General features: G+C 61.9%; 16 protein-coding genes. 5 read left to right on the top strand and 11 right to left on the bottom strand.

Translation table 11 applies throughout. The features are described 5' to 3' along the window. Positions 1-35: 35 nt before the first annotated feature. Positions 36-476, top strand: coding sequence for a hypothetical protein (locus NWI01_RS13785; protein WP_141384431.1), 441 nt, complete (start codon positions 36-38; stop codon positions 474-476). A 108-nt stretch (positions 477-584) separates the two neighbouring features. Here NWI01_RS13785 and NWI01_RS13780 read toward each other — a convergent pair whose 3' ends face one another. The 8 genes from NWI01_RS13780 to NWI01_RS13745 all read right to left on the bottom strand — a co-directional run bounded on the left by NWI01_RS13780 (position 585) and on the right by NWI01_RS13745 (position 9,629). Beyond that, complete coding sequence (locus NWI01_RS13780) at positions 585-1,589, bottom strand: cytochrome-c peroxidase (protein ID WP_244613767.1); 1,005 nt, start codon at positions 1,587-1,589, stop codon at positions 585-587. Between the two features lie 4 nt (positions 1,590-1,593). Next, a complete protein-coding gene (locus NWI01_RS13775; protein WP_141384430.1) occupies positions 1,594-2,130 on the bottom strand; it encodes a hypothetical protein in 537 nt (178 codons plus the stop codon). Positions 2,131-2,433: 303 nt separating this feature from the next. Next, positions 2,434-4,578: a TonB-dependent receptor plug domain-containing protein gene (locus tag NWI01_RS13770; protein ID WP_244613766.1), complete on the bottom strand. Its 2,145-nt coding sequence runs from the start codon at positions 4,576-4,578 to the stop codon at positions 2,434-2,436. 299 nt (positions 4,579-4,877) lie between these two features. Further along, the gene (locus NWI01_RS13765) at positions 4,878-5,882 is read right to left on the bottom strand and encodes a hypothetical protein (protein WP_141384426.1); all 1,005 of its coding nucleotides are present in this window, start codon (positions 5,880-5,882) and stop codon (positions 4,878-4,880) included. Positions 5,883-6,062: 180 nt separating this feature from the next. After that, positions 6,063-7,283 (bottom strand): citrate transporter, encoded by a 1,221-nt coding sequence (locus NWI01_RS13760; RefSeq protein WP_141384424.1) that lies wholly within the window; start codon positions 7,281-7,283, stop codon positions 6,063-6,065. Positions 7,284-7,446: 163 nt separating this feature from the next. Further along, positions 7,447-7,989, bottom strand: coding sequence for a flavin reductase family protein (locus tag NWI01_RS13755; RefSeq protein WP_141384422.1), 543 nt, complete (start codon positions 7,987-7,989; stop codon positions 7,447-7,449). An 8-nt stretch (positions 7,990-7,997) separates the two neighbouring features. Next, on the bottom strand, positions 7,998-9,227 hold the full coding sequence (locus NWI01_RS13750; protein ID WP_141384420.1) for an acyl-CoA dehydrogenase family protein: 1,230 nt from the start codon (positions 9,225-9,227) through the stop codon (positions 7,998-8,000). A 126-nt stretch (positions 9,228-9,353) separates the two neighbouring features. Then, the gene (locus NWI01_RS13745) at positions 9,354-9,629 is read right to left on the bottom strand and encodes a hypothetical protein (protein ID WP_141384419.1); all 276 of its coding nucleotides are present in this window, start codon (positions 9,627-9,629) and stop codon (positions 9,354-9,356) included. Between the two features lie 476 nt (positions 9,630-10,105). On the opposite strand from NWI01_RS13745, the gene NWI01_RS13740 reads away from it, so the two are divergent. The 3 genes from NWI01_RS13740 (at position 10,106) to NWI01_RS13730 (ending at position 13,918) form a co-directional block, all read left to right on the top strand. Then, positions 10,106-12,637 (top strand): DUF3772 domain-containing protein, encoded by a 2,532-nt coding sequence (locus NWI01_RS13740; RefSeq protein ID WP_141384417.1) that lies wholly within the window; start codon positions 10,106-10,108, stop codon positions 12,635-12,637. Between the two features lie 67 nt (positions 12,638-12,704). Then, positions 12,705-13,109, top strand: a complete 405-nt coding sequence (locus NWI01_RS13735) for a winged helix-turn-helix domain-containing protein (protein ID WP_141384415.1) — start codon at positions 12,705-12,707, stop codon at positions 13,107-13,109. Between the two features lie 245 nt (positions 13,110-13,354). Continuing rightward, the gene (locus tag NWI01_RS13730) at positions 13,355-13,918 is read left to right on the top strand and encodes a DUF2478 domain-containing protein (RefSeq protein WP_141384413.1); all 564 of its coding nucleotides are present in this window, start codon (positions 13,355-13,357) and stop codon (positions 13,916-13,918) included. A 54-nt stretch (positions 13,919-13,972) separates the two neighbouring features. On the opposite strand, the gene NWI01_RS13725 is transcribed toward NWI01_RS13730, so the two are convergent. Beyond that, positions 13,973-15,664, bottom strand: coding sequence for an outer membrane beta-barrel protein (locus NWI01_RS13725; protein WP_141384411.1), 1,692 nt, complete (start codon positions 15,662-15,664; stop codon positions 13,973-13,975). Between the two features lie 294 nt (positions 15,665-15,958). Here NWI01_RS13725 and NWI01_RS13720 point away from each other — a divergent pair, with 294 nt between their 5' ends. Then, entirely contained in the window at positions 15,959-16,972 is a 1,014-nt protein-coding gene (locus NWI01_RS13720; protein WP_141384409.1) for a KpsF/GutQ family sugar-phosphate isomerase, read from the top strand. A 71-nt stretch (positions 16,973-17,043) separates the two neighbouring features. Here NWI01_RS13720 and NWI01_RS13715 read toward each other — a convergent pair whose 3' ends face one another. Further along, positions 17,044-17,490 (bottom strand): NfeD family protein, encoded by a 447-nt coding sequence (locus tag NWI01_RS13715; protein ID WP_141384407.1) that lies wholly within the window; start codon positions 17,488-17,490, stop codon positions 17,044-17,046. 23 nt (positions 17,491-17,513) lie between these two features. Further along, positions 17,514-18,512 carry an SPFH domain-containing protein gene (locus NWI01_RS13710; RefSeq protein WP_141384406.1) on the bottom strand — a complete coding sequence of 333 codons (999 nt, stop codon included), beginning with the start codon at positions 18,510-18,512 and terminating at the stop codon, positions 17,514-17,516. Positions 18,513-18,652 lie beyond the last annotated feature (140 nt).

The following is an 18,652-nucleotide window of genomic DNA, read 5'->3' as shown; positions in this document are numbered from 1 at the left end:
TATGCCGAGGGCGCGATCAGGGAGCGTGGAAGCACATGGTTCCTCAATGGCAGTATCAGGTCCGGTTCGATGTCGTCGATCCGGCGATCTCGGAATCGATACGAAGAAAGGCGCAAGACCCGGCGCTGACGCGTCTCTTCGAGATCCTCGCCAGACATCGCGCCGTGCCGAAATCGCAGTTCGACGCCTTTTCGGAGTACGTCGCCACGGCGGAAGAGCGCGGCGTCGAGGGCTATCCGCTTTACCAGTGGACCAAGGCGACGATCGAGAATCCGGCGAAGAAGGAAAAATACCTGAAATCCTTCACGCTCTATGTGGACGATCAGGAGGTCTATGCCAGGGAGATCGCCGACAGTCTGGAGTCCGATCTGCAACCGCTCGCCGCCGGCGGGCTCATTACGCGAATATCCAAATACGACACGAATCCCGAAAACAATCCCCAGCCGCCGCAGCGTGGCAGCAAGAACTCATCATGAATCACGCGGCCGGCGGCTATCACTGACCATGGCGATCAATGGCGCGGATCATTCTCGCGCAGCCGACGCGTACAGCCGATCGGTGAACAAGCCTCCGGCCGGGGCTATTCACAGCCGCTTGCCGCAGGCCTCTTCAGGCATGGCGAGCGACTTGCGCCCGGTAAATTCGGTATCGGACAGAGCCTTGAGGAAAGCGATCAGCTGCGCCACCTCGCCCGCGTCGTGCGTCAGCCGGTGCCTGACGATAGCCTCATCAAGCGTCCGCGCCGATCCATCGTGCCACCAGGGGCCGGTCAGCGCGACGTTGCGCAGCGAGGGCGTACGAAACTTGCCGCGATCGGTGTCGATCCCCGTCTTCTCGAACAGCCCCTGATCGGCCAGCGCGGGATCGACCGGGCCGAGACGGTGCATGGTCAAATCCGTGAAGTTCGCTCCTGAATGACAGCTCGCGCAATCGCGGGCGAACAGCGCGGAACCAGCTTGCGCTTCGGGACCGAGCTGCTGCCGGTCCCAGGCGCTGCCGTAGGAGATCAGCGTGCGTTCGAAGCTCGCCAGGGCGCGCGCCACATTGGGAAAGTCGATGCGACCGCCATTGTCGGGAAAGGCGCGCGCGAACATCGTCGGGTAGCAGCTGTCGCGTCCGAACCGCCTGCCGATCTCGGCTTCACGCCCCGCCATGCCCATCTCGACCGGATGAGTGCCGAATACCGGGGTCGCCGCCTGCATCTCAAGCGTCGCGGCTGCCGGGTCCGCGAAGTTCAACGGCGTGAACCATGCGACATTGGCGAGCCCGGGAACATTGCGTCGCCCCGGTTCATCGGTCACGCCGGGGCGGGTGCGGGTGCTATCGGCGAAAGCGTGCTTCTGCACGTGGCAGGTGGCGCAGGACATGGTGCCGTCAACCGACAGATCGGCGTCGTAGAACAGACGCCTCCCGAGCTCGACCTTGGCAGCGGTCATGGGATTATCGGCCGGGATCGGTGGCGCCGAAACGCCGGCCGGCAGCGTCCAGCGCCATGTCGAGGCTTCTTCCATCGGCAGCGCGGCTGACAACGATATGATCAGCAGCAGCCCGGCTGACAGCAACGGACGCGAGAAACGCCGGATCTGCACGGGATCAGGGCAAGCGCGCGAGCAGGACCGTCATCTGCGGCTGGCCATTGGCCGATATCTGCAGGATGTAAGGACCTGGAGTGAGAGAGTAATCCACCATCTTGCGAACCCCGGTGCAGTGCGGTCCATGCCCGTGCGCGGTCGATCTCAACGCCTGCTGATCACGCACGAGGTCGATCCAGGCGGCTGAGTCGAGCGCCACCCGGTAGGTGCCGGCTTCGCGCACATCGATCCGTACAAGACCGCCATGGCTGACCGAGCCGCCCGGCTTCTCGGGACGCAGCGGATAGCGCACCTCCGGCGTCTGCAACAACGTCAGGCGCGCGGCCCGGCCGACCGGCAGGCTCGCGCTTGAAATGCCCTCCTCGCTGCCGGCCGCCTGCAACGGGAACGGCGTAGTCCAGGGCGCCAGTTCACCTGTCGGCGCGACCGGCGCCGCACAGGCAGGCTGGGCGGCCTCCTGCGCTTCGGTCGACCCTACTGCGACAATGACGACGGCCAGCGCACCCAGCACCGGACCCCATAACATCTTCCTGCGCATGATTCCCTCCCCGTCCCCATCACCAAATCTATATTTATATGAATATAACGTATCTGTCCGCGCAGCAACCGCACATGAGTGGGCATACGTTCAAACGGAAACGATCAGCATCGCGCCGTTGGGAGATGCACGCCGGAGGGCTGACGTGCATCTCCTCGCCGCGACCACCGCACTAAGCTATAGCGTTTTCGAGCGAAGCATGCCGTCGGACTTGACCCGAGGGTGGATGACCTGTTCGCATGAAGAAGCGCGTCAAACGACAATCTAGAGCTCGCTTCTGATTCAATCAGAAGCGAAAATGCTCTAGAATGTGGCCCGCGCCTTCAGGTAGAAGGTGCGTCCCGGCTGCGGCAGCCCCCACGCAAGCTCGAAGTTCTGGTCGAGCAGGTTTCTCACGCCGCCCGCCACGTCGAAATTCTCGGTGAACCTGTAGTTCACGTTGACGTTGGCGAGCGTATAGGCTCCGGTTCGGATATAGAGATCAGGAAACGCGGCGCGGATCGGCGCGTTCTGAGCCTGAGTGCCGACAAAGACATCGCTCCAGCGGTCGCTCGTGACCTCCAGACTCGGCGTGATGGCGAGCGGCGCGATCGGCCGCCATGTCGCATAGATGAACGCCTTCTGGGTCGGCACGCCGACGGGCCTGAAGCCGGGGATGGATACGTCGCTGACGTTCCGCTCGATGAAGGTGTAGTTGCCGCCGAGCATGAACTGCGCGGAGAGTTGCGCTTCGAGCGATGCCTCAAATCCGTAGAAGTGTCCCTGGTTGATATTCTGCGTCTGCGACTGAGTTGGACTGACGCGAACCGCCTGGATCAGATCCCGTACGTCACTGTAGAAGATCGCCGCCGTTCCCTTCAGGTTGGAAACAATCTGACCCTTCCAGCCAAGCTCGTAATTGGTGGCGCGCTCGGGACCGAGGTTGGGGTTTGGAATCGCGTTGCCGAAGCGCTGGCTGTAAAGCTCGAAGATGGTTGGAAAACGCGCGCGGTCGGATACGCTGAAATGAACCTGCCCGGTTTCGTTGTAACGCCAGATCGCTGCCGTCTGCCAGTTGAGGGCTTCGGCGCCGCCCTTCGGGTTTTCATAGATGAACCGGCCGGCGCTGTCCCACTCCTCGGCCCTGTTGATCTGGTATCTGTCGTAGCTGACGCCTCCCACCAGATCGAAGTTCGGGGTGACGTGGAAAGTGTCCTCCGCCGCGACCGACCATGTCGTCTGCGCCTGATTCTGCCTCGGCTCCAGATCAGCCAGCGTCGGATGGGTCGGCCGGTTGTGATTCCACTCGGCATGGAAATCCTGCCGATAATGGAACGTCCCCTTCAGGGTATTCATCGGGATCAATTCGGTGCCGGCCTCGACCGAGCCGCCACGCGCGCTGTCTGCATAGAAGCTGTTGAAGCGTCCATTGTTCGATTGCGACGAATAGGTGATGTCATCATACGCCGAGAGCACGTTGTCGAACCTATTATGGAAAAGCTTGGTCCTGACATAGGAGGCGTCGCCGAGCTGCGTATGCGACAGGAAGGACAGATTCTCGACATCCCATTTCGGCCACAGCCAGAAGCTGTTCTGGCTCGACGGCGGATTGTTGTAGACGTTCAGGGGCGCGCCCTTGGCGCCGGACTGCTTGATATAGTTGATGCTGTATTCGTCGGTTTCGTTCGGCGTGTAACCCGCCTTAAGGTTAATTCGCCAGTCGTGGGTATCTGAACCGTTGCGCCGTCCGCCGTCCTCGAGCGAGCCGGCGTAAGGGCCTTGCGCCGGGTACGGCGAATAGCCGCGCGACAGCGACCAGAAATCCTGGTCGAGCTGGTTGACGCTGCCCTGAACGTAGAACTTCTCCTGGCGCGAGCCGATCCGCGCGTAGCTGTTCCAGCCCTGGAATGCTCCGCGATTGTCGAACATCGAGCTGACGTTGAGTTCAGACTCGAACGGCTTGACCGGTTTGATCGACACCAGGTTGATGGCCCCGCCCATCCCGCCCGGCCCGTCGAGCACCGAAGAATAACCCTTCTGAATCTGGATTTCGGCGATGTCGCCGGTGAGGAAACGGCTGAAATCGAGCCGGTTGTCGGCCGGAAGATAGACGCGCACACCATCGATCATCAACGGGACTTGCCAGCGGCCGAAGCCGCGCACGAAAATATCGGTCTCGTTCCGCTGACCATTGGCCGATAGCGTGCCGTTAACACCGGGCACGAGGTTCACCGCCTGGTCAAGCGTTTGCCTGTCGAAGGTCCACGTCTGCTCGCGCGTCACCGTCGAGCCGCCGACGCCGCCTCCGCTGCCGCTTCCGGTGCGCCCTCCACCGGAAACGTAGATCTCGCCGAGTTGATAAACTCCGTCACGACCCTGATGATTACGATCCTCTTCACGATCTTGCGCGCCCGCGCCGACCGTCATCGCAATAATTGCGACCGACGACAGGAGCGCGCTCCTGCTCATGCAATTCATCGACAATATCATAATCACCCCCGGAAAATACGATATATTTTTTAGAATATATCGATACCGGGAGTAAAGGTAAGTAACGTAGCGGCATATTGACGCATATATAGCGGCGCAGTCAATGAATTCCTGCCCCGGATTTTTCACCCGGCGCGCTTAGCGGACCGCCACCTTGCCAAAAACTAAGCGATTATGACCGCGCTACATCTTGCAAGAATAGTTCAAAGACACGGCATTAAAACAAATGCCACGTCTCCCCACAACGCCTCGTCCTGTTGCAAGGCACGGAGATCGTGTCAGCGTGCTCCGATCAGGCCTCGGCTGGTCACGACGACCCAGCGACCGTCCTGTTTGCGGATCGCATCGACGCGGCCGAGCCCCGGGACTGGATCACCGGAGCGAACCTCGTAAACGCCGCTCCGGCCTTCAATCAAGGCAACGCCGTCCATGACGTCGTGCAAGATCCAACCCTGGACCGTAGGCAGGCGCGCGATGCCGGGCTTTGGCGACGGCAGCGGCACCGGCTCGGCAACTGGAATCGAGCCTGTCACGTTCGCCGCAGCGGTCGCCGCCGCTGGCGCGGTCGGTGCTGCCGGCGCCGCAGCCGAATGCGGCTTGTCCAGCGTCTCCTGGAGCTTCGTCAACCTTGCCGCCGAGTCAGTCTGCGCCTTCTCGATCTTGTCCAGACGATCGTTGACCTTGGCGAACCGGCCCGCTTCATTCTTGGCCGAGCGATCGACGCCTGTCTTCAACGAGGCGATTTCGGATTCGAGCTGCTTGATCGTGGTTTCGAGGGCTTGAGTGCGGTCCGCAGCCGCTGACGACTGTTCATCCGCGATGCCTTGGCGAAAGCCGGAGGTGGCAAGCGAACCGCCGATCGCACCGGTGATCGCGGCCAATGCCGCCATCGCCGCAACGGCGGCGAGACGCCGTTTGCCGAACCGGCTCGAGGTTCGCGCGCCGTCGGCTGCCGCCGGGCCGTGATCACTGGCCGCACGATCCCAGCCCCCATCATGAAACGGCGTCACGACCATGGCCTTGCCGAGTTCTCGCGGCAGGCCGGACCTGGAATGTTCGACTTCAACCTCGGGCCCGACCGGAGAGACCTCCACCGCACGAGCTTGCCCTTCCGCATCAGCCTCGCCCCGAAGCGCCTTGATCGCCGGAGCTTCCGCGTCGGTCTCAGCGTCGGTCGCGGGGGCGATCCGAGGCTTGTTGTCGCCGGGCGACAGCCTGTCCCCCGTCTCAGGGAGTTTGTCATCGCGCTCACCGGCAGTCCGATCAGACGAATGGTCGCTCACGTTAATAACTCCAGTACAGGTTGAACTAATCGGTAACTTTCAATGACTTGCAAAATCGTTACCTTGAGCATCATTGCGGAAATTTTAGGGTGTTTCCCGACCGGAAAACCGGCTTAACCTGAACTGGCGAAACGCGCCGCATGCGCCACGCAACGCTGTCGGGCTGATGCGCCCTCGCCTTCAATGGGGCGCGTCGGGATGCCAGCCGAGGATGGCCAGCATCACGAAAAAGCCGACAACGTAAGCGACCGCGATGGTCCAGCCGTTCCTGACCCACAGCCCCACGGATTTCGCCTCGGGATACATGCTCGAAAGCGCCACGCCCGCGGAGGAGCCGAACCAGATCATCGAACCGCCGAAGCCCACGGCATAGGCGAGAAATCCCCAGTCATAGCCGCCCTGCTTGAGCGCCAGCTCGGTGAGCGGGATGTTATCGAAAACCGAGGAAACAAAGCCAAGGCCAAGCGTCGTCTGCCACGATGCCGCCGGCAGTGTCTCGACTGGCATCATGGAGGCGGCGGTCACGAGCGCCAGAAGAAAGACCGTGCCCTTGAACGTTTCGGGCATCACCTTCCAGTCCGGCCTTCGCAAGAAGGCCGTCAGCAAAATCGCCGCCCAGACAGCGAGCCCGAGCACGGGAAGCGTATCCAGCAACGCCGGGAATTTGAGATTGGCGGTCACATTCGCCGCCAGTGCCGCGATGAGGATGACCGCAACGACGAAGACTCGCGCGCCGTCCACACACACGCCGCGCCGCGAATCCTTCACGATCGGCGAAAAGCGATGCTGCAGCATCGCGGCCGGAACCGCGAAGATCGCGAACGCCACGATGGCCGCGACATACGCCCTGAGCACACTGAGCGGACTGACGCCGTCGATCCACATCATTGTCGTCGTCGTATCGCCGATGACGCTTCCGGCGCCACCCGCATTGGAGGCCGCGACGATCGCAGCCAGATAACCGATGTGCACTTTCCCTCGAAAGACATGGCGCGCCACCGTTCCTCCGATCAGCGCGCCGGCGATGTTGTCGAGGAAGCTCGACAGAACGAAAATGATGACGAGAAGGACGACGCCGCCTTTCCAGTCATCGGGCAACAGGGCTGGCATCGCGTCGGGAATCCGGCTCTCCTCGAAGTGCCGCGACAGCAGCGCAAATCCCATCAGCAGCAGGAACAGGTTGGCCAGCATGACCCATTCATGCGCCATGTGATGGGCAAAGCCGCTCAACCCCGCGCCGGACCTGAAGCCCGTGAAACCTGTCTTATAACCGATGATCACAGCGAGACCGGTCAACGCGATCGGAAGCGTATGCCGGTGGAATAGCGCAATGCCGAGCAGGATGAACGCAAAGAAGATGAAATCGAGGGGTATTCCAACAATCAGAATCGGATCGGCCATCGTGCTCCCAGACATTCAATCGCGGCAGGATACGGGCGGCGACGAACCCGCCCCGGAGGTGGAGGAAAGTCAGGTCGGAAATGCCGCGGCAAGGATATTCGACGTGCCGGCTCGTGGGACATCGCCGGAATTCAGTCTGCTGCCGTATTGGCCCAGCGGGCCGTCATTCGCCAACGAAGCGGCCATACTTGCCGCGGGCAAACAACAGCGCCTCGTCCCGGTTATAGCTATAGGCTTCCACGGCGCCGAGGAAGATGACGTGATCTCCGCCGTAATAACGATCGACGGTTCGGCATTCAAAGTTCGCAACGCTGCCCGCCAGAAGCGGCGCACCGCCGAGACCGGCTTTCCAGTCGATCCCCTCGAACTTCCGGCTCGACGGCTGCGCGAATTTAGTTGCGAACTCTTGCTGTGAAGCCCCGAGCACATTGACGGCGAAATGGCTGGCGTTCTGAAAGACGCTCATGTTTCGCGAATAGATCACGAGGCTCCACAGCACCAACGGCGGATTCAGCGAGACCGACGCGAACGAATTGCACGTTAACCCGTGCGGCGTTCCTTCCTCGTCGACAGCCGTGATGATGGTGACTCCCGTCGCATAGGTTCCGAGCGCATTGCGGAAGTCGCGCGGATCGAGAGCCGACTCCCCGCTCGCCAGTTCACGGGCCGGATCCGGCGGATCGGGAAGTTCAGAACCGTCAGTCATCAGACGCCTCACAACGTCAGATTCTGCGACGGCAGCCCGAGGGCGACCCGGCCGTAATCCGTACCCGCAGCATCGAAGCTGAATGCGATATGGGAATTGATCGCGACCGCATCGCGGAACTGGCGCTGCAGCGGCGCGGCGGCGAATAATCCGCGCGCCCCGCTTGACGTAAACAGCAACGACACCGCTTCCGTGCACAAGGTCACGGCATAAGCGCCATCGCGCCGCCATCCGGTTTTCACCGCCATGTCGGGGACAATCCCGCGCCGCGCATCGGACATCGCCCTGATGCAGATCGAGCGCATGACCAGGCGAGCGGCGTCGATTTTCGCGGATGCTTCGGCGATCTTGATCTGCGTGGACTGAAGATCGCCGAGCTTGGCGCGGTTGAAAGTGGTTGCGCGGTGCCGCGCGATCTCGATGTAGTCATTGAGACACCCCTGGGCGTTGCCGAGCGCCACCCCCGACAGCACGAACGGAAACAGCGCGAAGACCGGCAGCGCATAAAGCGGATTCGGATTGACGGCGCTGCCGGGTGACAGGCCTCCCGCGATCTCCGCTACCGACAGGGTCATCGCCTCCTCGACGAAGACATCGTCGGCGGCGACGTCGTTCGAGCCCGTTCCTTTCAGGCCCGCGGCGTTCCACATATCGATGATCCGATAGCGCTCGCGAGGGACCAGGAAAATCCTGTACTCGATGCCATCAGCTTCGTCATCGGATGAAACGTGCCCGGCGAGCATGTTCCAGGTGCAGCAGTCCACTCCCGAGGAAAACGGCCAGCGTCCCTGCAAGCGATACCCACCCTCGACCTTGGTGGCGCGACCGGAAGGAAACACGAAGGATGAGGCGATCAACGCATTGGGATCTTTCGCCCAGACGGCATCCTGAGCCCGGTGATCGAACATGCCGAGCATCCAGTGATGGCTCGCAAGGTTGGCCAGCGTCCAGGCCGCGGATGCGTCGGCGACGGCAATCGCTTCGGCAAGGTCAACCAGCGCAACGTAGTCGAATTCAAGGCCGCCGACCCGCCTCGGCTGCAGGATCTTGAATAATCCGGCCTCATGAAATTCGTTCTCGGTCTCCGGCGGCAGACGCCGCAACTCCTCGCTTCTGGCAGCCCTATCACGCAGCTCCGGCACCAGCGCCCGCGCCCGCGCCATCACGGCCGCGTAGGCATGGTCGCCCGCGCCAGACCCTGCCGGAGTTGCGGGCGTGCCAGGATCGCTACCTGCCATTTGACAATCCCCTGAAGTTCGGCTGGCCGACCGCGCCCATGCAGCGGACGTCGTAAGCGCACCTCCCTAACTATAAGGGAGCAAAAGGGGGAGCAACAACAGATGACACCTGACAAATCCAGCGGTTTACTGCGCGGCGACCCGGTGAGTTCGCGCGGATAGTCCTTTGTCAAGTTCAACACGGCAGCCCGAGCTAAGGCTGGGGCGGTTCTTGACCATGCAGGCGGTGATCCGGCCGATATCCGGGATCTCGGAGCTGCACAGGCGGAATGCGTCGCCCGTGCACTGTCGTTGTGCCTCAGCCGTGAAAGCAAAGCTCGGGCTGGCCAGCGCGGTCAGAATGGTCGCGACCGCCAGGATCGCGGAGACTTGACGGGCAGTTTCAGCGTGAACGACGGTCATCGCGAGGCTCCTCGGGCTGGCCGTAACTTGCGGCCGGTGTCGATGCGCCACCCTGATCCATTGAGCCGGGAGAAACCGTGAGGTGAGTCACTCAAGGAAATATGTTAATTTTATCAATTGTATAGACCGAAGGCGCCGGCACGGACCGACGGCGACACCCGACCGACCGCGACAGATTGGCCTGCAGGCCGGCCGGGCGTTCACCCTGGACCTTCCCACCAGCCGGCCTCGTCAAAGCATTCCCGTCAAGCATTGACGAGAGGCGGGATACCGGATCATTTCGCTAAAGTCAGCGGCGACTGAACCACCCTACACACAATAGGCGGATTTCTACCTATTGTACCGCAAAATGAACTTGTGCGCTTTCACGCGCATTACACGGGTCGGACAGCACCGGAAAGCCGTTACGACCGGCTCCGCCATTCCGTTCTGGAATGCTGCATCGTTATCCTCTGCGGTTTCAATAGGCAAAGAGCATGAAGACAATTCGCGCGGCCATTTTCTTCATCATCTTCTTATCCTGGGTGCCTCTGAATGCCGCGGCGGCCGCGACGGCGCCGGCAGCCGGGAACGGCAAGCCGGCAAGCCCGGCCGCCGCACCCGCCGCGCCTCCTGCTCCCGCAGAGGATCTGCCGTCCGTCCCGGCGCCGGAGTTTCCGCGAGCCCAGTCGAAACTCGACGAGTGGAAGCAGACGCTCGATCAGGTCGAGGCGACGCTGCGCGCCAGAGTCATTCACGACACCATGTTGAACGATCTTCGGGATCGATCCGCGACGGCGCAGCGCGAAGCACGCGAGCTGATATCGAGAATTACGCCTCGCCTGGAGGCGGCAAGCGCGCGCGCCGCCGAACTCGCGCCAAGTCCTGAAGCCACCGCTCCGCAGCCTGACGAGGTGAAGCTCGAACGGGCCAAACTGTTGGCCGAGATCGCCGCAAGGCAAGGCGTCATTCAACAGGCCAAGCTCATCAACGTGCGAGCCCAGCAAACGATCGACGCGATCTCCGATCGGCGGCGCGCGGTATTTAACGAATCCGTGCTGCAGCGCTCCGCAAGCCTCGTCAATCCCACGTTCTGGCTCACGGCCGCGAACGCAGCTCCGATTGCCGCCGGTCGCCTGGTCGATCTGCTCTCCAAATGGGGGCGCGTCCTGTCGTCACAGCCGCTTCGCGCCGCGTCCGGCTTTGTTATCGCCGCCATCGTCGTGCTCGGATTCTTCCTGTCACCGGGCAGGCGCTGGTGGTCACGATGGACGACGCGCGATCCCGAGATCGCCAATCCCAGCGCGCTGCGAAAGACGGGTTCCGCGGCCGCGATCGTGTTCACGGATACCTCGCTTACGGCCGTCGCGCTGCTTGTGCTGTACCAGGCGCTCCTGACGCTCGAGGTTCTCCCCGGCGACGTGACGCCGATCGTTCGGGCCCTGTTTCTGGGTATCACCTTCGGGTTCTTTTTTATCCGGCTGACCAGCGCGGTCCTCGCACCTGGCCGCCCATCATGGCGCCTGATCGAACTGGACAATGCCGCGGCCGACGGACTGATCTCCTACTCGGTGCTGCTCGCCATGGTCACCGCGGTCGGCATCGTTCTCGACGCGCTCAGTCTGGCGATCGCATCGCCAATCGAGCTTACGATCGCAAGCCAGGCGATACTTGCGACCACGAAAGCGCTTCTCTTCATGGGCGCGCTGCGCGTTGCGGCCGCCACAGAAGCCGAGGAGGAATCGGCGGCCCCCTCCTCCGCGCAAAGATCCGCGTGGCGACTGTTGATTCCGATCGGCTGGATGATGGCCATGGCCGCCATTATCGGACCCCTCGCAGGGTATGTCGCATTAGGCCGGTTCATCACGATCGAAATGGTCGTAATGGTCGTCGCGCTCATGAGTTTCATCCTCCTGAGCCGGTTCTCGGCGGTTCTCGTCAACACGACGTTCGCTTTCAATGGCGCGATCGGCCGCTTTCTGCGGCAAACCGCTGGCCTGGGAAGCGGCGCGGTCCGCCAGATCGCCGCGGTGCTCGGCGGCCTCATCCAGCTGTCTCTGATCGGACTTACAGCCTTTTTTATCCTCACGACGTGGGGAATTCGTTCCGACGACGTCGTCACGTCGATGTCGTCGGCGTTCTTCAGTTTTCAAATCGGCAACATCACCATTTCGCCGTCCCAGATTCTCGGCGCGCTTGCGGTGCTCACGATCGGTGTCTTCGCCACACGCGCGCTCAAGCGATGGCTGGAGGAGCGTTTCCTTCCTGAAACAAATCTCGATGTCGGCGTTCGCAGTTCGATCGGCACCGGCGCGGGCTATGCGGGGGTCATTCTCGCGACCCTGATCGCGCTGTCGTATGTCGGACTTAACTTGCAGAACGTCGCTATCGTGGCCGGCGCGCTGTCGGTCGGCATCGGCTTCGGACTGCAATCCATCATCAACAACTTCGTCTCCGGCCTGATTCTGCTTGTAGAGCGACCGATCAAGGTCGGAGATCGCATCGAGGTCGGCACCCGCATGGGCGTCGTGAAGCGCATCAACGTCCGCGCCACCGAGATCGCCACCTATGATAACGTCTCGGTGATCGTGCCCAACGCGGAACTGATCAGCGGTCAGGTGGTCAACTGGATGCATGGCAGCTATTCGGCCCGTCTGTCCGTGGCGGTCAGCACCTCCAGCAACGCGGACCCGGACAAGGTTCTTGCGATCCTGCTCGAGATCGTCTCGCGCCACCCCCGCGCCCTGAAGTCACCTGAACCGTTCGCAATTCTCAATAATTTCGGCCCCGACGCGCTGGAATTCTCGGCCTTCTTTCATGTGGCGCACATCGGCATCGACGCAGGCGCCGCCAACGAGGTGAGGCTCGAGATCCTCAAGCGCTTCCGTAAGGAAGGAATCGAGCTTCCGAACGCGAAGCGGGACCTGCACGTGCACAACCTCGATCGCATCGAAACCCTGGTGCGCGACCTTGCCGACGGCGAGCGTTCCGGAGCATCACGGCGGCGGATAAGATCAATAGAAAGCTGACGTTCACCGTCGAATGATGTATAGTTCGGTTTCCAGTTGGCTTGGATCGTGAACCACCGAGCATGAAATGCAGGCTTCGTCCAACAGATCACTTCCCTCACTGAGTTTACGGATCGATCTCGATCCCAAGGGCCGCATCGGACCGGGTAAAATTGAACTGCTCGAGAGCATACAGACTTGCGGCTCGATTTCGGCCGCCGGACGCGCCATGGACATGTCCTACAAGCGCGCGTGGGATCTCGTCGATGAAATAAATCGCATCTGCCGGCAGGCGGCGGTCGCGCGACAGACCGGCGGCAAGAACGGAGGCGGCGCGGTCCTCACCCTGTTCGGGGTGTCGCTGGTTGCCCGCTATCGCAAGATCGAACGCGACGCCGCCAGCGCGGTCCACAAGGAGCTGGAGGCGCTGCGAAACGATATCCGGCACCCGAAAAAAAGCACGGAACGAGACAGGAACGTCAAGTCTCGTTGATCCGGAGCGCTTGTTATCGGGTGGCCGCGGCGGCGTCATGCCGAACCGGAACCCGGACGCTCGCGTCCATCCTGTGAGGCCACCCTCCCCCGAGTTGCGCTCTGGTCTCGCCTTTTCCTTCGTGATATATAATCGGATATATCGATAAGGCCGATGACGGGAGGAGAAGCCGAATGCGTGGTTTCGGATCTCCACACCGCCGGCGGATCATGACGAACGCGACGCGAACTTGAAGGAGGCGGACCATGTTCGACGCCCAATGCGACCTTGCCGCTCTGGTCTATATGGAGGGAGAAAATCCCGACAATGTCCTTTATGAGTTCGCTTCCGGTCTGAACGCGAGCGGCTACCGCGCCGTGGGCATCGTCCAGCTTGGCCGCCACTGCATCGATGCCGGCCTGTCAGCCATGCTGATGCCGACGGGCGAGCATCTTCAGCTCCATCAAAGCCTCGATCAGGAGTCGGCAGGATGCCGGCTCGATGTCGGTCAGTTGACGAGCGCCGGTGAACGGATTGCGACAACGCTCGACGCAGGCGCGGATATCCTGATCGTCAACCGTTTTGGCCGGCAGGAGCGTAAGGGCAGAGGCTTCTCCCACCTGATCGAGCGCGCGCTCGGCAACGACATTCCTGTCGTGATCGCGGTGCCTCACCATCATTTTGATGACCTGATCAAATTCGCCGACGGCATGACCGTCAAATTACATTGCGATTACGAATCGCTGGATGCGTGGTGGAGCCTGGTGTCCACGCCCGCCAGCAGCCTGCGCCGCCCTGATCATTCGACGGTTTGCGAGGTGATGAAATAGGCGTCGTTGCTCATTCGCCAACAGAAACACCAGGACAAACGCCAGGGTATATTTTTAGCGTTGCAGCCGGACGCCGAGCATCACCACGGTCGCCGCCGAGTTTGCGCCGGGAATGTTCGTGCTCAGCATGTCGTGGCGCACCTGCGCCTTGATCTGGAATTCCCGGTTCAGCCTGTAAATGAGATCGCCGGAGATCGAGTAGATCTGGTCGGAGCGTTCTGAACCCCGATACTCCTGCGTCGCATAGGTGAACCTGCCGATCCCCGTCAGCCAGCGGCGAAAATCGTGATCGATCTCGATGGTGTGGGAGCGGGTCAGCACGCCGGCGACACCGGGCACGAAGGATTCATCGACAAAAGTCACCGAGGTGAACCTCGCCGTGGTCAGCGCCGACGCCGACCAGATCAGCGACCCGCTGGTGAGCAGGCCGGTCAACTGGTCGAGACGCGGGTCCGCATAGTTGCGGGCAGTATAGCCGATAGAGGCCTCGCCGATCAGCAAGCGTGTCAGTTCAAAACTGGTCCCGACTTTCGCGTAGCCGCCATGGGAATCGCGCTGGAAGCCATCGCGATCGACCGGCGTGTCGCGGTTGCGCGCGTCCGCCTCGACTTCGCCAAAGGGCTTGAAACCGGGCAGCAGATCATAGCTGACGCGCCCCACGGCGCCGTATTGGTTGAAGTTGCGGTCCGCATTGGACGCCGATGTGCCATCCGTCAATAGCGAGTTCTGATACATGGTGCGGTCCGCGAATCCATGCAGCGAGACTTGCAGCCGGTTGATATCGTGTTCGATACCGGCCGTTGCCCCGGTCACGGCGAAGATCGGATACCTGGCGAGACCGGCCTGGACGTTCGGGCTGCCGGGATTGTCGATGCCGATCCGCATCCGCAGTTCCGAATTGATGCGGGTATCGCGCCTGACGTCGAGACGTCCAACGGCCCTGCCGAGGAAATCAGGCCGATCCACGACCGTCGGCACCGAGATGACCGACTGAGGCGGATTATCGACTCCCGGCGGAAAGGTTCTGTCGAAACCGGTGAACGATCCGCGCAAATCGACGAGGAGAGAGTGCCGCGTCCAATCCGACGCCGCCACGAATTCCGGCGCGACCATATAGAACGCCGATCCCTTCGGCTGATTGAAGCGACCGGGATTGGTATTGTAGCCGCCCCACAACTCCACCGCCGACTTCACGAAAAAACTGCCGACATAATTACCCACGGCTCCGAACGGATCGTCATCGCGCTTCAGACGCCGCCGCGCGGGCTGCCCCTCGACCCTTCCGGCCATCGCCGGAGCAATCGGCGTCGTATGGGCGGTCGATGACGGCGGAACCGATAGCGGCGGTGGCGGCGGAACGGGGATGAAGTTGCCCGGCCCCGGCGGCTGCTTCGGTTTCGGCGCGCCGGGATAAAGTTTCTTCTCCTTGCGCCGGCGATTGAGCGAATCATAACCCGTATCGCCCACGCCAGTCGCGGCCGGAATATCGTAGGCCGGAATCCTGCCGATGCGGGAGGGAGCCATCGTTGAGGATGCCGACGCCACATCACCGTCGGCATCACCGGTCCGGCGCAAGGAAGACTCCCGCGGCTGAAACAGCCCGCCCCGAAGCGGCGTGATCTGGTCGCCGGTCAGCGTCTGGGCTTCGGCGGTCACGCATCCCGGACCGATGAAAGCGAGGCACGTCAAAACCGCGCGCCAGATCGGTACGCTCCGGCAAAAGCCCGTCGCTGGATCGGAAAACACGATCCCGAAAACTCCAAGAAAAATATATACTTGCGGTGCCCGCCCGAAACGGGCGCACTATCGTTAATGGAGTTAAAACAATTATGGTTAACGGGCCGTTGAGGACGCGGAGTTGCATCGCATCGCACAAGCAGGCGTGCTAAGCACACCGCTCGGACAGAGCATTGCTTCGCGTCCCAGCCTTTCAGTTTCTGATGGAATCAGAAGCCAGGCTCTCGGATCTTGATTTGACGCGTTTTCTTCCCGCGAACAGGTCATCCGCTTCGCTCGAAAACGCTCTAGCGTGGAACCAGTATGACCTCATTCAAATCAGGCACGGTGACATCCGCCATGACCGATCAGGCCAACATCGCGATCGAGTCCGCGTTGCGGACCTTCGAGGCGGAGGCTGGCGGCGTGTCTGCGCTTGCCGCGGCGCTCAAATCCGATCTCGGCCTCGCATTTGCGGCTGCGACGGACCTGATCCGCAACGCCAAAGGGCGGCTGATCGTCACCGGTCTCGGAAAATCCGGCCACATCGGCCGCAAGATCGCCGCGACCTTCGCCTCGACCGGGACTCCCGCCTTCTTCGTGCACGCAGCGGAAGCCAGTCATGGCGATCTTGGCATGATCACCGCCGATGATGTCATCATGGCGTTGTCCTGGTCGGGCGAGCAGCCGGAGATGAAGAATCTCATCACCTATGCCAAACGCTTTCGCATCCCCCTGATCGCCATGACCGCCGAGCGCGACTCCACGCTGGGCAAGGCCGCCGATGTCGCGCTGGTGCAGCCCAAGGCGCGCGAAGCCTGTCCGCACAACCTCGCGCCGACCACATCCTCGCTGATGCAACTCGCGCTCGGCGATGGACTCGCGATCGCGTTGCTGGAGGGCCGCGGTTTCACCTCGATCGACTTCAGCGTGCTGCACCCCGGAGGCAAGCTGGGCGCGCTGTTGAAATACACCCGTGACCTCATGCACAGCGGCGACGCCATCCCGTTGAAGCCGCTCGGGACCAAGATGTCGGATGCGTTGGTCGAGATGACGTCAAAGGGATTCGGTTGCGTCGGCGTCACTGACGGCCAGGGAAATCTGGTCGGGATCGTCACCGACGGCGACCTGCGCCGTCACATGAGACCTGATCTGATGACGGCCCGCGTCGACGATGTCATGACGCCCCATCCGAAGACCATCGGCCGCGATCTTCTGGCGGGCGAGGCGCTTGAAATCCTCAACTCGTCGAAAATCACGGCGCTGATCGTGACCGAGGGGAAAAAGCCGGTCGGCATCGTGCATCTGCACGACCTGCTGCGCGCGGGTGTGGCCTGACCGGCGTTCAAGCGAAAGGAAAACCCGACGGGTCCCTTTGGTAGAGCGCGCCCTGAGAGGTCCGGCGCCTGCTACGGCTCCGTGGCCACGGTGAGGTTTGCGCCGTCCGCCTTCACGACCTTCACCCGGCTGCCGGCCGGTGCGTCCGGTCCCGCAACCCGCCAGATCGTGTCGTCGATCCGCACCGTGCCCGTCCCGTCCACGATCGGCTTCTCCAGCGTGAAGACGCGGCCGACCAGCGCTTCGGCGCGCCGGTTGAGGAACGGGCTGGCGGCGGCGCTCGACTCCCGACGCGCCATCCGACGCCATAACGGCACCGCGGCGGCCGCGAACACGGCGAACATCAGGAGTTGGGTTTGCCAGGTCGGATCCACCACGAACGACAGCGCGCCGACCAGAAATGCCGCCAGTCCGAGCCAGAACAGGAACACACCCGGCGTCAGCAGTTCAAGACCCACCAGGACGAGACCGAGGATCAGCCAGTTCCAGTTTCCCAACGACGCCAACAGGTCGATCATAAAACCCTCCCTCGTCCGATGATCTATCCCTGCGGGGGCACCGGCGGCGGCACCTTTGAGCCGGTATTCGGCATTGCTCCCCGTCGCGCGGCAGAGGCCGACGCCGCATTATCGCCGAAGGTGGCTTTGGCGATCTCGCCGATGCCTGCCAGCGAGGACAGCATGCTGGTGGCTTCCATCGGCAGCATCACGACCTTCTGGTTCGGCGAGTTTGCAAGCTGCCCGAACGCCTTGATGTACTTGTCAGCAATGAAGTAGTTGAGCGACGCCACATCGCCCTTCGCGATCGCCTCGCTCACCATGCGCGTCGCCTCGGCCTCGGCTTCCGCTGACCGTTCGCGCGCCTCGGCATCGCGGAAAGCGGCTTCCTTTCGGCCTTCGGCTTCGAGAATCTGTGACTGCTTCTGGCCCTCGGCCTTGAGAATGGCCGACTGGCGCTGGCCTTCGGCCTGAAGGATGTCGGCGCGTTTTTCGCGCTCGGCCTTCATCTGGCGGCCCATCGCCTGCACGAGGTCGGCAGGCGGCACGATGTCCTTGATCTCGATACGGTTGACCTTCAAACCCCACGGAGTCACCGCGGCATCCACGACGCGAAGCAGCCGCTCGTTGATTTCGTCACGATGCGACAGCACCTGGTCGAGGTCCATCGAGCCCATGACCGAACGGATATTGGTCATTGTCAGCGTCACAATGGATTGGGTGAGGTTCGCCACCTCGTAGCTCGCCTTGGCCGCATCGAACACCTGGTAGAAGGCGACGCCGTCCACCGTGACAGTCGCGTTGTCCTTGGTGATGACCTCCTGCTGGGGAATTTCGATCACCTGCTCCATCATGTTCATCTTGCGGCCGACGCGGTCGATATAGGGAATGATGAGATTGAGGCCGGGACCGAGCGTTCGCGTGTACTTGCCAAACCGTTCGATGGTCCAGTCGTGGCCTTGCGGCACGGTCTTGACGCCGGCCAGCAGCGTCAGGATCACGAGTCCCACAACAGCAATCGCAAAAATATCGAACCCGGTCATAAAACTCTCCCTGCGAGGCGCCGTCCCTTCAGGAACGCCATGCGCTCGCCGCCATCCGCATAATGCAAGACTGTGAACTGCCGGTTAGTCGCTACCGGAAGACGTAAGGTTCGATCGACCGAAAGCGAGACTCTTAGAGC

Origin of the sequence: Nitrobacter winogradskyi, assembly GCF_006539545.1 — a bacterium.
GTDB classification, from domain to species: Bacteria; Pseudomonadota; Alphaproteobacteria; order Rhizobiales; family Xanthobacteraceae; genus Nitrobacter; species Nitrobacter winogradskyi_A.
The sequence above is the reverse complement of the archived record's forward strand: the minus strand, read 5'-3'. Positions and strand labels throughout refer to the sequence as shown.

Bases quoted from the DNA above. Each gene is read 5' to 3' on its own strand.
- NWI01_RS13785 (WP_141384431.1), top strand. From the start codon at position 36: ATGGTTCCTCAATGGCAGTATCAGGTCCGGTTCGATGTCGTCGATCCG.
- NWI01_RS13775 (WP_141384430.1), bottom strand. From the start codon at position 2,130: ATGCGCAGGAAGATGTTATGGGGTCCGGTGCTGGGTGCGCTGGCCGTC.
- NWI01_RS13770 (WP_244613766.1), bottom strand. From the start codon at position 4,578: ATGAGCAGGAGCGCGCTCCTGTCGTCGGTCGCAATTATTGCGATGACG.
- NWI01_RS13760 (WP_141384424.1), bottom strand. From the start codon at position 7,283: ATGGCCGATCCGATTCTGATTGTTGGAATACCCCTCGATTTCATCTTC.
- NWI01_RS13755 (WP_141384422.1), bottom strand. From the start codon at position 7,989: ATGACTGACGGTTCTGAACTTCCCGATCCGCCGGATCCGGCCCGTGAA.
- NWI01_RS13750 (WP_141384420.1), bottom strand. From the start codon at position 9,227: ATGGCAGGTAGCGATCCTGGCACGCCCGCAACTCCGGCAGGGTCTGGC.
- NWI01_RS13745 (WP_141384419.1), bottom strand. From the start codon at position 9,629: ATGACCGTCGTTCACGCTGAAACTGCCCGTCAAGTCTCCGCGATCCTG.
- NWI01_RS13740 (WP_141384417.1), top strand. From the start codon at position 10,106: ATGAAGACAATTCGCGCGGCCATTTTCTTCATCATCTTCTTATCCTGG.
- NWI01_RS13735 (WP_141384415.1), top strand. From the start codon at position 12,705: ATGCAGGCTTCGTCCAACAGATCACTTCCCTCACTGAGTTTACGGATC.
- NWI01_RS13730 (WP_141384413.1), top strand. From the start codon at position 13,355: ATGTTCGACGCCCAATGCGACCTTGCCGCTCTGGTCTATATGGAGGGA.
- NWI01_RS13720 (WP_141384409.1), top strand. From the start codon at position 15,959: ATGACCTCATTCAAATCAGGCACGGTGACATCCGCCATGACCGATCAG.
- NWI01_RS13715 (WP_141384407.1), bottom strand. From the start codon at position 17,490: ATGATCGACCTGTTGGCGTCGTTGGGAAACTGGAACTGGCTGATCCTC.
- NWI01_RS13710 (WP_141384406.1), bottom strand. From the start codon at position 18,512: ATGACCGGGTTCGATATTTTTGCGATTGCTGTTGTGGGACTCGTGATC.